This window comes from Aerococcus urinaeequi, assembly GCF_001543205.1.
Lineage (GTDB): Bacteria > Bacillota > Bacilli > Lactobacillales > Aerococcaceae > Aerococcus > Aerococcus urinaeequi.
The window spans coordinates 150,138-163,575 of the sequence record NZ_CP014162.1 but is presented as its reverse complement, the minus strand read 5'-3'; the positions used below and the strand labels follow the sequence as shown (position 1 = coordinate 163,575).

Sequence of the window (13,438 nt, the reverse complement as noted above, 5' to 3'; positions counted from 1 at the left end):
TATGACTGGCATTATTGCCCACAGAGGCTATTCAAAGTTATTCCCTGAAAATACCGTGCTGGCTTTTAAAGAAGCAGCCAAGTTTGATATTACGGGTATTGAGCTTGATGTACAATTAACGAGTGATGGTCAGGTCGTGATTTGTCACGATGAAACCATTGACCGGACGTCAAATGGCACGGGTTTTATCAAGGACATGACCTTAGCGGAATTAAAAACCTTCTATTTTTATGGCAAATTCCAAGGACAAGTTGAAGAAAATGAAGACATTCAAATTCCAACACTCGAAGAATTTTTCAAGTGGTTCCAACCCTTGGACATCATGGTCAATATTGAATTAAAAACCAATATTTTCCGTTATGATGGTCTAGTTGAAAAGGTGAATGACCTGATCCAACAATATGACCTAATTGATCGAGTAGTCTTATCTTCTTTCCAACACTACACCATGACTGAGGCCAAAAAGATAAATCCGGCCTTAAAAACGGGTCTTTTAACTATGAGTGGCATTTTGAACCCAGGTGATTATACGGCTAGTCACGGGCATGAATTTTACCATCCATTCTTCATGACTCTAGAGTCAGAAGATTTTGACAATCTTGCAGCCAACAATATCGGGATTAACACCTATACAGTAAACCGATCTGAAGATATGGAAAAACTAATTACTGCTAAAGTAACCAATATTATTACCGACGATGTGGTCTTAGGACTAGAAACTTTAAACGCATCAAAATAATTTACAAAGGAAAAGCCTATGGTCCCAATTGTGGATGCCATAGGCTTTTGTCGTATACTTCAGTGGTTATTATCCTAGTTGTAGATCTGCTGAAGCAAGTGCTTGGTCAATGACTGCCATAACCGCCTTAGAGTGGGCTAAGTTTGCTTTAACCCGGTCCATATCGTGAGTACGGATGATGTCTTCAAATTCAACAAATTCTTCATACATGCGGTGGCTATGAATTCGTTTGTCGGTTGTCTGTGAAGACTCTCCGCGCAAGGCCAAATCATAAGAAGCCAATGAATTGGTTGGGCCATCGATAATTAAGGCACCGTTTCGTCCTTGAATGGTTGATTTAATTGGGGCGTCGGTATCTTTTGACCCGATGCAGACCGCTTTAAAATCTTCAAAATCCATGATCAACATGCCAGATGTATCGATTCCCCGATCTACATTGGCATAATATGTCGCTGATTTTGGTGCACCAAATAAGCCGACCAGTAAATGGACGTTATAAATATTGATGTCCATTAAGGCACCACCAGCTTTTTTGGGATCAAAGGCTGGTAAAATTTCACCGTCCATAAAAGCATCATACCGGCTTGAGTATTGTGAGTAGTTGGCTTCAATAATTTTGACGGTCCCCAGTTTAGCCAAGTCTGCTTTCAGTGCTTTGAAGTTTTGGAAGTGTTGGTTGGTAATTGCTTCTACTAATACCAAATCTTTTTCCAAAGCGATGGTTTCAAGTTCCTCTAGCTCCGCCAAGTTTAAGGTGAATGGCTTCTCACAAATCACGTTTTTATTGGCCAATAGTGCCTTTTTTGCAAATTCATAATGCAGATGGTTGGGCAAGGCCACGTAGACGGTATCGATATCGCTGGCTAGTAAGTCTGCCACGTCCGTAAACACCTGATTGATCCCGTGTTCGTCCGCCATTGCTTGGTTTTTAACCAATGATCTTTCAGATGACAAAAGGGCAACCAATTCTATAGCTGGGATATCGTGGACCATTGATAGGAAATCCACGACAATCTTACCAGCACCTAATATTCCTAATTTCATAATCGTTTCCTTTCTTTAGTGGGTCAAAATTAATGTAAGTCGACTTGTCCGTCTTCCATAATTTGCATCACTAACAATGTTTCCTCGTCTTTCACGACTTTCTCTTTGCCGTTAACAATCGATTCATAAATATCACGGTAAACTTGACGGTAGTCCCCACGTTCAGAAACAACCGCTTCCTTGTGATAGACACCATTGTCATCGAGATAGGTCAAAGTGCCGAAGTGTTCAGGCAGGTCTTGGCCAAAACCAGGTTCATCAGGGGTGTAGTTTAGTTTCAAGTGTTCTTCTTGACGGTCTTTTGTTTGCTTGATGAAGACACCTCTTTTGCCGTAAATGGCAAAAGATGGTCTGGCTTCAAACCGCATTAATGATCCCGAAACAGCCACTTTTAAATTGCCGTAGTTTAAATCAAAGTCGAAGTAGTCATTCAATTTACCGGCACCAAGAATTTGACGGGTGTCGAAGTGGACGTCGTCAGGCATGCCAAAGTAAGAAATGGCTTGGTCTAGGGAATGAGACCCTAGTCCGTATGTATAGGAATCGATTAGACTATAAGTTGAATTTTCTGAAAATTCAGGATTATAGCGGTCGTAGTGGATTTCTACATCGATCAAGTCGCCAAGAACACCTGATTCGATGACTTTTTGTGTTGTTAAGAAGTCAGAATCGTAGCGGCGGTTTTGGTAGCACTGGATGAAAAGTCCTTTTTCTTTGGCTAAGTCGAATAATTCTTGGGCTTGGTCGCGGGTTTCTGCAAATGGTTTTTCCACCAGAACATTCTTACCGGCTTCAAGGGTTTGTTTGGCTAAATCATAGTGGCTGGCGTTAGGTGTTGTAATGACAACGAGGTTGATAGCTTCATCTTTATAGATATCATTTAGGTTACTCGTGTAATGGACGCCTTCAAGGGCTGGCCAAGCACTTTTCCCAGACCGTGAGTAAATCGTTTGAATGTTGGCAATTTCCGGTAGGCGGCTAGAAAAGGGTAGGTGGTAGCGGTTGGTGGATTTACCGTTTCCGATATAAGCAATATTTAACATGAATATAACCTCCATAAATGTATTTATCTTAAATATAGCGGTATTGATTGGAAAATGATAGCGATTTGGCTATTCTGGTAGTAACTGCCAGGAAGGGGTCAACTTAATGGGGTCTTTTGAACATTTTGACCAAAAAGACATCTTCTATACCAATTTTCAGGCAGATAGCGTACAATGCTAAGAGTAGGAAACCCTTTCAGGAAAAGGTGAGAAAATGAATTTAGTGCAAGCACTTAAAAATGATCAAGAATTTACCCCCAATGAAAAACGGATAGCGGCTTATATTTTGAGCAATCCTTTAGCGACCAGCCAGTTTAATTTAAGAGACTTGGCGACCAAAACTTATACCTCGCATTCAGCGATTGTCCGTTTCACCCAAAAGTTAGGTTTTGAAGGTTTCAGGGATTTTCGGGTGGCTTTAATTGCCTATGCCCAGCAGTATCGGTTCAAAGAAGGGGCAGTGGATGCCAATTTCCCCTTCGTACCGGAAGATTCGACTAGTGATATTGCCAACAAAATGGCTAGTTTGACCAAGCAGACGATTGAAGCTATGCAAGTCAATTTGGATGAACAGACTTTTGAAGCCTGTGTGAAAACTATGCTAGATGCCAAACGGATATTTATTTTTGCCAAAGGCGACACGCAAATTTCAGCCCGGTCTTTTCAGAATAAGCTCGCTAAATTAGGGATTTTCATTGTGATTGCTGAAGAATACGCGGATGAGGCCTGGGTAGCATCCAATATTTTAAAGTCTGACTGTGCCATTTTTACCTCTTACCGGGCGGATTCAGTCAAGTACCAGCAATTTATTGAGATTTTGAAAGCTGAAAGTGTGCCAACTATTTTGATTTCGTCCCTAGACGCTAAAGTTTTAGCGGGGATGACTGACCATTGGCTGACAACTGTTGATTTGGAGCGGTCAGACTCCCTGAAAATAGGGACTTTCTCCTCCCAAATTGCCATTGAATATATTTTCAATGTTTTATATGCCATGATTTATATGACCAATTACCAGAAAAATAACAAACAAATTGCCAAAAAGTTTACGCGAATCCAGAGAGGAGCATTAGATGATTAAGTGGGGAATTATCGGCGCAGGAAATATTGCCAACCGTTTTGCGAATAGTCTAGAGGAGGTAACTGACGGTGAATTATACGCGGTTGCCAACCGGACGATTGAAAAGGCTGAAACTTTCAAAGCTAACCATCCATGTGAAAAGGCTTATGGGTCTTACCAAGCATTATTGGACGACGACCAAGTAGACGCGGTCTACATTGCCTTACCGCATAAATTCCATTTGGATTGGGTCTTGAAAGCCATCCAAGCAGGCAAAGCCATTCTGTGTGAAAAACCAGCGACTATAGACCAAGCTGAAGTTTCAAAAATTGAAGCAGCTTTAAATGCTAAACCCGTTTTCTTTATGGAAGCCATGAAGAGTCGCTTTACACCGGCTTATCAAGCGGTGAAAGAGCTGGTCGCACAAGGTGAAATTGGGGAAGTCCACACGGTAACCACTTCTTTATGTCGAAAATTCGATGAATCCAATGCTTCTTACCATTTTGAAAAAGGTCAAGGTGGCTGTTTACTGGATATGGGGGTCTATAACATTGCCTTGCTAGAAGACATCTTGCCAGGTGAATTTGTCTTGAAAAACTTGGATTACAAGTTACATGATGGTCAAGTAGAAGTTTACGTGAATGCTGTATTTGACGTGAACGGTAAGGAAGCAGTGCTAGAATCAGGTTTTGACCGATTAACAGACGCAAAAGCAGTGATTTCAGGAAGTAAAGGGGAAATTGTGCTTTATGACTTCCACCGACCAACTAAATTTGACTTAATTGTAGACGATAAGATCACAAATAATGAAATTTTAAATATTGTCGATGATTTTTATGGTGAAATTACCCATGTCCATGCCAATCTAAAAGCAGGTAGATTAGAAAGCAACCGGATGCCAATGGCGGATACTAAGAAATTCGCAGCCATTATTGATCAATTGAAAGCAGAAATATTTTAGTAAATGCAATCACTCAGATCAAATGAAAGCGTAAACTGCTATAATGAAAGTAAGAAAATTACAGGAGGCTCTTCTATGAAGATTGAACGAGTGGCATTTTTTGATATCGACGGTACCTTATTTGATTCGAGCAAGTATCATTTACCTATTGAACAGCAAGTGCCCGATTCAACATACTTAGCCATTGAAAAGTTAAAAGCAAATAATGTACTACCCATTATTGCGACTGGGCGATGGAAGAATCGTGCGCAGGACTTGGGAGACTTATTGAAGATTGATTCATTTATCACTTCAAATGGTCAGGCAGTTCATATCGAAAATGACCTAGTTTATCAAAACTATATTGACCAAGCACTAGTTGAACGAACGATTGACGAGATGCGTTCCCGCAATGTGCCAGGCTTTTTTGACACCAAGAAAGGACTTCATTTACTACCAAATGTCTTTCATGCCAGAGATTACGGTGAACCATTTAAGATTGTGGATGATAGTGAATATCCTGAACACGTCCTTCAAATGCTCGTAACCACTGAAAATATCCGGATTGTGAGCGACTGGTTAACTGAATTGAAAGTCGTTCAAACGGGTCCGACTCATTTGGATATCTATCCATTCGACGTGTCTAAAGCCAACGGGATCGACAGGGTTCTTGAGATATTGAATATGGATATTTCACAAACTTATGCCTTCGGTGACGCCGACAACGATCTTGAAATGTTGGCCAAGGTTGGCACCTCAGTTGCCATGGGTAATGGGACCGATAACGTCAAGAAAACTGCAGATATCATCACTTCTGAAGTCTGGAATGACGGCATTTATAAAGCCTGTGAACAATTAGGCTTGTTTGATTAATGTTTAAAAAAGGGCAATCACCAGCTTACTACGGTTCTTTCTATAGAAGGAAGGCTAGCTTAAGTGGGGATTGTTCTTTTTTTATGCGTAAAATGGGTATCAGGGGACTTGGGCTGCATTCCACTATATACTATAAGTGTTGAAAGAGACTTTACAGTCAGTTTCAAAAAGGAGTGGTTGGATGGTTCAAGTTGTCCCGTATTTGATTTTTGCCCATTCAAAAGAAGTGCTGAATTTTTATGAAAAATTAGGGACCAAAGTAACAGAATGGTCAGAAATCTTCGGGAGGTTTAAAGGCCCTTACGTCATTTAGTGGATGTTTTCAGGTGAATAAGGAAGAACAAAATAGAGGGAAAAACACAGAAAATGGCTGACCAAGTGAGGTTCAACTATTTTCTGTGTTTTTATTTTATTTTTATAAGTTACCGTCTAACAAGTCTTGAATGACTTTTGATACACCTAGATCGTTATTAGATGGGGCGATAAAATTAGCTTGTGCTTTAATATCGTCATGGGCATTTTCCATGGCATATGAATATTTAACTGCAGCCAACATTTCAATGTCATTATAGTTATCACCAAAAGCCATCATTTGGTCAGTGGTGATATTGAGTAAGTTGCTCAGTTGGTACATGCCTTGGCCTTTATCGATATTTTTGTTCATAATATCAATCCACTCTTTTCCGGATGTTGTGGCAGAGAATTGTTTGTTTAAAGCCGGACCGTAAATGTCCGCATATTGGTCAACGGCATCGTTATTTGGTGTGTACACTGTAAATTTGTTAGCAACAGCATCTACTGATGCGAAGTCGTCGAAATAGTAAATATTGGTATAGAATGTCCGGTAGATTTGATCATATTGATCATGGGCTTTTGAAATGTAGGCAGCGTCTAGGGCACACAAGATAGGGATACCAGTTGCTTCATTTTGCTCAAGGGTAAAGGCCATCAATTTGTGGTAGTCATCTGGATCGATGATTGAATTAAATAATTGTTCTCCTTGTTTGGTAATGGCTGCACCATTATCAGATACGAAAATCAAATCGTCTTCGATATGACTGAACATATCTACCAATGTATAAAGTGGTCGTCCGGATGCGATGGCCACCTGGATGCCTTTTTCCTTTAAGGCGTGTACCTGGTCAGTAAAGTTCTCAGGGAGCTGACCCTTATCATTCAGTAAGGTGTGGTCCATATCAATGGCAATTAATTTAATATCTTTCATGTAAATCCTCCAATTGGTATTTTTTACTAGCGAGCTTTTTTAGACTGTTATATAGCGCTTACAATTACTTTTAACTTAAAAATTACATCGTAAGACGGATGGCTAGTAAACTCATCTATGTTATATTATAACCATAAACTATTGAAAACGAAAATGAAAGGATGAACGCCCATGGGTTGTTTAGGAAATTTAATTTGGATGATTTTTGGTGGGCTTATTTCTGCCATCTCTTGGTTCTTTATCGGCTGTCTATGGTGCCTCACGATTGTTGGTATTCCCGTAGGCCTACAATGTTTCAAAATTGCCAAATTATCATTAATGCCATTTGGTAAAGACGTTGTCCGTGAGGAAAGTGGCTTTGGGGGCTTGCTATGGAATATTCTATGGTTAATCTTTGGTGGTCTAGAATTAGCAGTCATGCACCTATTTATGGGGGTTATTTTAGCCATTACCATTATCGGTATCCCATTCGCCAAACAACATTTTAAACTAGCCTTACTATCCCTAGTGCCATTTGGTGCGCGAATTGTACCGTCAAATACACTTTACATGGATATAAGATAGTAGAATAAATATAGGGAAAAACTAGCTGGGTTCCTCTTGGCTAGTTTTTTTAGGCCAGAATGTCGGCAAAATCTAATTGGGCAATCACTTTTTCCAGATCATTTACGGGTGCTTCAACTAGGAAACCGCGTTTTCCGGCTGAAAAAATAATGGTCTCATAATTTTGAGCGGAGGCATCAATAATGGTTGGGAAGGCCTTCTTCATACCAATTGGAGAACACCCACCGTGAATGTAGCCAGTTAAGGGTTCAAGATCTTTCTGAGCAATCATATGAATATTCTTCTCGCCAACGGCAGCAGCGGCTAATTTTAGATCTAACTCATGGTTAACAGGGACTAGGAAGACATAGTGGTCTTTTGATTTTCCGTTTGTGACTAGCGTTTTGAATTGTTGATCTGGATTAATGCCAAGGATTTCAGCAACATCTTCACTAGAACGGGGCTTGAAATCTTCAGGAAGGGTCATTTCTGTATAGGGAATTTTTTGTTGGTCTAATTTACGGATTACATTGGTTTTTTTAGCTTTTGCCATAACACAACATCACTTTCTTTTATATTTTCATCCTTCGATTTAATTCTATGATTTAATCCTATTTTACACATCTATGTTTATTTTGCGAAAAAAAGCGATTGGGTATAACAAAATAGGGCGTGTGAGTAATTAGACAAGTTTGATCTAAATATGTGAGAAAATCTAACATTTTGCGTGATATTTCCTTTTCTTTTTCGAGAATTTCAAGGTATACTTGTAACTATCTTGTGAAAGCATTAAAAACATATGAAGAAAGAAGTGAGGGAAAGACATGATGAAGCATAAAAAGCTATCATTTTCCGTATTTATTGTAAGTTTGCTTACTCTATTATTTTCAATCGCACCTGGTAAAGTTGAAGCAACTGAAACAGGTAATGACGAAACTTATATTATTGCAACTGATACAACTTTTGCACCTTTTGAATTCGTAGATGATTCAGGTGAATTTGTTGGGATCGATGTAGATATTTTAGCAGCAATCGCTGAAGACCAAGGATTCGATTATGAATTACGTTCATTAGGTTTCGATGCAGCGGTTCAAGCTGTTGAAACAGGTCAAGCAGACGCGGTAATCGCTGGTATGTCAATTACTGAAGAACGTCAACAAACCTTTGACTTCTCAAAACCATATTATGAATCAGGTACTGCTTTTGCGGTATTAGACGATTCTGAATACCAATCATTAGAAGATTTAGAAGGTCAATCTGTTGCTGTCAAAACAGGAACGCAAGGGGCAACCATCGCAGCCGACTTAGCGGACCAATACGGTTTTACAGTGAATACTTTCGATGACTCGCCAAACATGTACCAAGATGTTATTTCTGGTAACTCAGCAGCAGCGGTAGAAGATTATCCAGTAATGGGTTACGCTATCGAATCAGGTGGTTTAAACTTACGATTCATTGGTGACAATTTTGAAGAAGCGCCTTATGGATTTGCTGTATTAGGTAGCCAAAATGCTGAATTACTTGAAATGTTCAACGCCGGTCTTGAAAACATCAAGGCTTCAGGTGAATATGATGACATTTTAGCTGAATACGGTGCTAGTCAAGAAGAAACATCTTCTTCATCAGAAACACCAGCAGCTGGTTCAGGTGAAACTTACACAATTGCAACCGATACAACTTTTGCACCATTTGAATTCGTAGACGAAAATGGTGACTTCACTGGGATCGATGTTGAATTATTGGATGCTATTGCAGCTAACCAAGGTTTCAACTACGAGCTGAAATCATTAGGCTTTGATGCGGCGGTTCAAGCGGTTGAGACCCAACAAGCAGATGCCGTAATCGCTGGTATGTCAATTACAGAAGAACGTAAACAAACATTTGACTTCTCAGAACCGTATTTTGATTCAGGGACAACATTCGCTGTTTTAGCGGATTCAGATATTGAATCATATGAAGACTTAGAAGGGCAAAATGTTGCCGTTAAAACGGGTACGCAAGGGGCAACAATTGCCCAATCAATGGCCGACGAATACGGTTTTACCGTAACGACATTTGATGACTCTTCTAACATGTACCAAGATGTTATTTCTGGTAACTCATCGGCAGCGGTAGAAGATTATCCAGTAATGGCTTACGCGATTAACTCTGGTGGTTTGAACCTTAAAATTATTGGTGACCAATTAGAACCAGTATCTTATGGGTTTGCTGTTTTAGCTGGTGAAAACCAAGAATTACTACAAATGTTCAATGACGGACTAGCGGCTATTCAAGAATCTGGCGAGTACGATGAAATCGTTGGTAAATACTTGGGTGATTCTGAAGAAGGCGAAACAAGTTCTTCTAACGGCTTCTTAGCTCAATTAGCCAACAACTTCCCAGCCTTATTATCAGGTTTAGGAACAACTGTTTACTTAGCTATCGTATCATTAGTAATTGCGACAATATTAGGTATTTTCTTAGGATTGATGCGTACAAGTGGTAACGTTGTGCTATCAGGAATTGCGACAGTATATATCGACATCATGCGTGGGTTACCACTAATTGTAATGTCATTCTTCATCTACTTCGGTATTCCGCAAATGTTTAACATTACCATTTCAAGTAACTTGGCGGGTATCTTAACCCTTTCACTTAATGCAGCAGCCTACATGGGTGAAATCGTTCGTGGTGGTATCCAAGCCATTGATACTGGTCAAACTGAAGCAGCAAGAAGTCTAGGTTTAACAAACGGTCAAACAATGCGTCGCATCATCTTGCCACAGGCAGTAAAAGTGATGGTACCGTCATTCATTAACCAGTTCGTTATTACCTTGAAAGATACGTCAATCCTATCCGTAATTGGTATCGTAGAATTGACGCAAACAGGTCGTATCATCATCGCCCGCACTTACCAATCAGGTAGCATGTGGTTGATTGTTGGTTTGATGTACATCATCATCATTACGATCCTAACTAAACTATCAAACTATATTGAAAAACGTTATGTAGGTTCAAGAACTACACGCTAATAAATAAACGTTAATCATACCAAAAATCCAGGCACCTTTAACCGGGCAACCTGGATTTTTTTTTTGATTTAAGTTGATGGAAACTAGGCTTCTTGAACGATGTTTTGTGGTTTACCGTCGATAAATGCTTTGGTGTTTTCAAAAGCAATTTGCGCTCTTAATTCCATGGCTTCGTCAGATAAGAAACCAACATGTGGTGTCAAAATAGCATTCTTAGCCGATAATAATGGGTAGTCAGCAGGCAATGGCGGTTCACCGTCAAAGACGTCAATCCCAGCGCCGGCTATTTTGCCTTCATTTAATAAGTCTGCTAAGGCTGCATCATCAATAATCGGCCCGCGGGCAACGTTAATGATCACAGCAGATTCTTTCATCAAGCTTAATTTGTCTTTATTTAACAAGTGTCTTGTTTCATCATTTAGAGGTAAATGAACTGAAACAATATCTGCCCTTTGCAATAATTCATCCAGTTCAACTAATTCTACGCCTAAGTCTTTGGCTTCCTGCTTTTCAGACCGGTTGTATCCGATTAAATTAGCGCCAAAAGCTTTGAATAATTTGGCCGTTTCAAGTCCGATATGACCAGTACCGACGATACCAACCGTTTTCCCTTTGATTTCACGACCTTGGAAGGGACCTGGAAAGTTGGCATTACGGATGTCGTCGTTACCCTTTGTGATGGCGCGGAATAGGTCTAAAGTCAAACCTAAAGCCAATTCAGCAACCGCTGTTGTTGCATATCCTGAAGCATTGGCGATGGCGATCCCTTTATCCTTACTTGCTTTGCTGTTAACATGGTCGAAACCAGTGAAGGCGACGTTGATAAATTTTGTGTTTTCTAAACGCTCGATCACTTCAGCCGGGTAGGGATTATTGGCAATCATGACAATATCAGCGTCTTTAGACCGTTCATAAAGTTCGTTTGGATCAGTCGTTTTGTCAGGGTAATAGGTAAATTCATGACCCGCGTCAATCAGCGGTTGGGCCAATTCGTCAATGCGGGCTTCTGGTACGCGTAATGGTTCTAGTAAAGCAATCTTCATGGAATCTTCCTTTCAACATTTAATTATACAATCGATTCTTACTTTCACTATAAGGCATAAAGGCTTTTAATTCAAACAGTTGACACCCGGAAATAGTATGAGAAAATTTAGGAAAAAGGGGTAGGTGTGTGACATGATTTTACTAGGATTGGAAATTACATTTACATTTGCTAGCGATTCGCTGAAAGACAAACGCCGAATCCTACAAAGTATGATGAAAAAAGTATCCGCCAAATACGGTGTTTCAGTTGCAGAAACTGGAGACCAAGACGTCATCAACCAGGCTATTCTTGGCATGGGTATTGTGTCAAATTCATACGGTTTTGCGGAGAAGATGCTCAATCAAGCTGTTGACTTTTGTGAAGCCAACTATCCAATTGAAGTCATCCAACAAGATTGGTATGAATAGCTTTTTAGAGGCGGTCTTGAATAATCTTGTCTAGGGCTTGAATAAAATGATGACGGTCTTCTGCAGTAAAGGGTTTAGGCCCCTTCGTCCGCATCTTGGCTTTTCGCATCTGTTGACTTTCATACCGCTGGCGGAGCAGTTGGTCGATATTCATGTCGGTATAAATCATGCCAGAATGGTGGATGACCGTCGCTTTTGCCAGAGCTAATGACGCTAGGCCGTAATCTTGGGTGACCACAATATCCCCGGCACTGATCATGGATAGGATTTTAAAATCGGCCGAGTCAGCACCTCTTTCCACATAGACTGTTTCCACGTGGTCAGCGACTGGCTTTTTTGAAAAATGGTCAATCGAGGTTACTAAAACGACTGGTAAATCATATTTTTTCGCCAATTGAATAGTTTCTTGTTTAGTGGGACTACCGTCACCGTCGATAAAGATTTTCATCAAAACATCCTTTCTATCATTAACTAATGGGAAAATAAAAAGTATAATAAAGTGTATACAAAATAATGCGCAATTAAGGTGTAAAATCACCAGTAAATAAGGAAGTGGCAGTATGGCTTACAATAGAAGATCAGGTCAACAACGACCGCATATGGGCAAGTCAATCATCGGTTTTCCAAAAGATTATGTCATGATTGATATCGAAACAACCGGTTTAAAACCAAGTAACGATGACATTTTAGAATTATCAGCTATTCGGATTCGTGACCACCAGATTGACCGGACTTTTTCAACCTTGGTCCAACCCAACCGACCAATTTCAGGATTCATCACCAATTTAACCGGCATATCCAATCATATGGTCATGACCGCACCACCAATTGAACAGGCTATGCCCGAATTCTTAGATTTCATCCAAGAAGATATCATTTTAGGCTACAACGTCAACTTCGACTTAAGCTTTATTTATGATACAGCAGTAAACCTTTATAATTTCCCCGTGAGAAATGACTACCTGGACGTGCTAACCATCGCCCGTAAATTAGTAACAGAAACACCCAACCATAAATTGGGGACTATGGCCCAATTCTATGGCATTTCTTACGAGGGCGCTCACCGGGGGTTAACAGACTGCTATATTACGGTAGAAGTGTACAACCAACTCTTCAACCAAGCTAAGCAAGTCTATCAAAGTGAAAAAGACTTCAAGAATGATTTCTACCGCCGTGCCTATCCAAAACAAATTAAAGTGGAGGACTTAAAGGCAGAAACAAGTGACTTTAATCCTATGCATCCCTTATTTAATAAGACTATCGTTTTTTCAGGGGACTTAGATAATATGTCTCGTGAAGAAGCCATGCAATCTAGTTTGAATAAGGGGGCTATTTTAGGTAAATCAGTCACCCTTAAGACAGAATACCTTATTGTCTCACAATCTGATTTAAATAAGCAGAAGAAAACAAGTAAATTTAAAAAAGCTGAAGAATACGCTAATCGCGGCGAAAAAATTAAAATTATTTCGGAAAAAATCTTCAAACAACTCCTGGAAATGGAGTAGGCTTAA

At 39.9% G+C, this 13,438-nt stretch carries 15 protein-coding genes; 9 read left to right on the top strand and 6 right to left on the bottom strand.

Annotation, left to right across the window (positions count from 1 at the left end):
- Position 1 precedes the first annotated feature (1 nt).
- Positions 2 to 739: a glycerophosphodiester phosphodiesterase gene (locus AWM74_RS00765; protein WP_026466213.1), complete on the top strand. Its 738-nt coding sequence runs from the start codon at positions 2 to 4 to the stop codon at positions 737 to 739.
- 69 nt (positions 740 to 808) lie between these two features.
- On the opposite strand, the gene AWM74_RS00760 is transcribed toward AWM74_RS00765, so the two are convergent.
- Both AWM74_RS00760 and AWM74_RS00755 read right to left on the bottom strand, forming a co-directional pair.
- Positions 809 to 1,783: a Gfo/Idh/MocA family protein gene (locus AWM74_RS00760; RefSeq protein WP_026466212.1), complete on the bottom strand. Its 975-nt coding sequence runs from the start codon at positions 1,781 to 1,783 to the stop codon at positions 809 to 811.
- Between the two features lie 29 nt (positions 1,784 to 1,812).
- A complete protein-coding gene (locus AWM74_RS00755; protein ID WP_026466211.1) occupies positions 1,813 to 2,826 on the bottom strand; it encodes a Gfo/Idh/MocA family oxidoreductase in 1,014 nt (337 codons plus the stop codon).
- A 214-nt stretch (positions 2,827 to 3,040) separates the two neighbouring features.
- On the opposite strand from AWM74_RS00755, the gene AWM74_RS00750 reads away from it, so the two are divergent.
- From AWM74_RS00750 to AWM74_RS09570, 4 genes are all read left to right on the top strand, one after another.
- Complete coding sequence (locus AWM74_RS00750; RefSeq protein ID WP_026466210.1) at positions 3,041 to 3,904, top strand: MurR/RpiR family transcriptional regulator; 864 nt, start codon at positions 3,041 to 3,043, stop codon at positions 3,902 to 3,904.
- Complete coding sequence (locus tag AWM74_RS00745; RefSeq protein ID WP_026466209.1) at positions 3,897 to 4,844, top strand: Gfo/Idh/MocA family protein; 948 nt, start codon at positions 3,897 to 3,899, stop codon at positions 4,842 to 4,844. The genes AWM74_RS00750 and AWM74_RS00745 overlap by 8 nt, the downstream gene beginning before the upstream one ends.
- 75 nt (positions 4,845 to 4,919) lie before the next feature.
- The gene (locus AWM74_RS00740; RefSeq protein WP_236702837.1) at positions 4,920 to 5,696 is read left to right on the top strand and encodes a Cof-type HAD-IIB family hydrolase; all 777 of its coding nucleotides are present in this window, start codon (positions 4,920 to 4,922) and stop codon (positions 5,694 to 5,696) included.
- A 181-nt stretch (positions 5,697 to 5,877) separates the two neighbouring features.
- Positions 5,878 to 6,009, top strand: coding sequence for a hypothetical protein (locus AWM74_RS09570; protein WP_256379455.1), 132 nt, complete (start codon positions 5,878 to 5,880; stop codon positions 6,007 to 6,009).
- A 102-nt stretch (positions 6,010 to 6,111) separates the two neighbouring features.
- Here the strand turns inward: AWM74_RS09570 and AWM74_RS00735 are convergent, their stop codons facing one another.
- On the bottom strand, positions 6,112 to 6,921 hold the full coding sequence (locus tag AWM74_RS00735) for a Cof-type HAD-IIB family hydrolase (RefSeq protein WP_051218258.1): 810 nt from the start codon (positions 6,919 to 6,921) through the stop codon (positions 6,112 to 6,114).
- 171 nt (positions 6,922 to 7,092) lie between these two features.
- Here AWM74_RS00735 and AWM74_RS00730 point away from each other — a divergent pair, with 171 nt between their 5' ends.
- Positions 7,093 to 7,485 (top strand): YccF domain-containing protein, encoded by a 393-nt coding sequence (locus tag AWM74_RS00730; protein ID WP_026466206.1) that lies wholly within the window; start codon positions 7,093 to 7,095, stop codon positions 7,483 to 7,485.
- Positions 7,486 to 7,534: 49 nt separating this feature from the next.
- Here the strand turns inward: AWM74_RS00730 and ybaK are convergent, their stop codons facing one another.
- Complete coding sequence (gene ybaK / locus AWM74_RS00725; protein ID WP_026466205.1) at positions 7,535 to 8,017, bottom strand: Cys-tRNA(Pro) deacylase; 483 nt, start codon at positions 8,015 to 8,017, stop codon at positions 7,535 to 7,537.
- A 274-nt stretch (positions 8,018 to 8,291) separates the two neighbouring features.
- Here ybaK and AWM74_RS00720 point away from each other — a divergent pair, with 274 nt between their 5' ends.
- Positions 8,292 to 10,475: an ABC transporter substrate-binding protein/permease gene (locus tag AWM74_RS00720; RefSeq protein WP_026466204.1), complete on the top strand. Its 2,184-nt coding sequence runs from the start codon at positions 8,292 to 8,294 to the stop codon at positions 10,473 to 10,475.
- Positions 10,476 to 10,558: 83 nt separating this feature from the next.
- Here AWM74_RS00720 and AWM74_RS00715 read toward each other — a convergent pair whose 3' ends face one another.
- Positions 10,559 to 11,518 (bottom strand): 2-hydroxyacid dehydrogenase, encoded by a 960-nt coding sequence (locus AWM74_RS00715; protein ID WP_026466203.1) that lies wholly within the window; start codon positions 11,516 to 11,518, stop codon positions 10,559 to 10,561.
- Positions 11,519 to 11,651: 133 nt separating this feature from the next.
- On the opposite strand from AWM74_RS00715, the gene AWM74_RS00710 reads away from it, so the two are divergent.
- Positions 11,652 to 11,927, top strand: coding sequence for a DUF503 domain-containing protein (locus AWM74_RS00710; RefSeq protein WP_026466202.1), 276 nt, complete (start codon positions 11,652 to 11,654; stop codon positions 11,925 to 11,927).
- A 4-nt stretch (positions 11,928 to 11,931) separates the two neighbouring features.
- On the opposite strand, the gene AWM74_RS00705 is transcribed toward AWM74_RS00710, so the two are convergent.
- Positions 11,932 to 12,375, bottom strand: a complete 444-nt coding sequence (locus AWM74_RS00705; protein ID WP_026466201.1) for a YaiI/YqxD family protein — start codon at positions 12,373 to 12,375, stop codon at positions 11,932 to 11,934.
- A gap of 112 nt (positions 12,376 to 12,487) precedes the next feature.
- Between AWM74_RS00705 and AWM74_RS00700 the strand changes: the two genes are divergently transcribed.
- The gene (locus tag AWM74_RS00700) at positions 12,488 to 13,432 is read left to right on the top strand and encodes an exonuclease domain-containing protein (protein WP_026466200.1); all 945 of its coding nucleotides are present in this window, start codon (positions 12,488 to 12,490) and stop codon (positions 13,430 to 13,432) included.
- Positions 13,433 to 13,438 lie beyond the last annotated feature (6 nt).

Coding starts and splice junctions, on each gene's coding strand:
- AWM74_RS00765 (WP_026466213.1), top strand. CDS start 2: ATGACTGGCATTATTGCCCACAGAGGCTATTCAAAGTTATTCCCTGAA.
- AWM74_RS00760 (WP_026466212.1), bottom strand. CDS start 1,783: ATGAAATTAGGAATATTAGGTGCTGGTAAGATTGTCGTGGATTTCCTA.
- AWM74_RS00755 (WP_026466211.1), bottom strand. CDS start 2,826: ATGTTAAATATTGCTTATATCGGAAACGGTAAATCCACCAACCGCTAC.
- AWM74_RS00750 (WP_026466210.1), top strand. CDS start 3,041: ATGAATTTAGTGCAAGCACTTAAAAATGATCAAGAATTTACCCCCAAT.
- AWM74_RS00745 (WP_026466209.1), top strand. CDS start 3,897: ATGATTAAGTGGGGAATTATCGGCGCAGGAAATATTGCCAACCGTTTT.
- AWM74_RS00740 (WP_236702837.1), top strand. CDS start 4,920: ATGAAGATTGAACGAGTGGCATTTTTTGATATCGACGGTACCTTATTT.
- AWM74_RS09570 (WP_256379455.1), top strand. CDS start 5,878: ATGGTTCAAGTTGTCCCGTATTTGATTTTTGCCCATTCAAAAGAAGTG.
- AWM74_RS00735 (WP_051218258.1), bottom strand. CDS start 6,921: ATGAAAGATATTAAATTAATTGCCATTGATATGGACCACACCTTACTG.
- AWM74_RS00730 (WP_026466206.1), top strand. CDS start 7,093: ATGGGTTGTTTAGGAAATTTAATTTGGATGATTTTTGGTGGGCTTATT.
- ybaK (WP_026466205.1), bottom strand. CDS start 8,017: ATGGCAAAAGCTAAAAAAACCAATGTAATCCGTAAATTAGACCAACAA.
- AWM74_RS00720 (WP_026466204.1), top strand. CDS start 8,292: ATGAAGCATAAAAAGCTATCATTTTCCGTATTTATTGTAAGTTTGCTT.
- AWM74_RS00715 (WP_026466203.1), bottom strand. CDS start 11,518: ATGAAGATTGCTTTACTAGAACCATTACGCGTACCAGAAGCCCGCATT.
- AWM74_RS00710 (WP_026466202.1), top strand. CDS start 11,652: ATGATTTTACTAGGATTGGAAATTACATTTACATTTGCTAGCGATTCG.
- AWM74_RS00705 (WP_026466201.1), bottom strand. CDS start 12,375: ATGAAAATCTTTATCGACGGTGACGGTAGTCCCACTAAACAAGAAACT.
- AWM74_RS00700 (WP_026466200.1), top strand. CDS start 12,488: ATGGCTTACAATAGAAGATCAGGTCAACAACGACCGCATATGGGCAAG.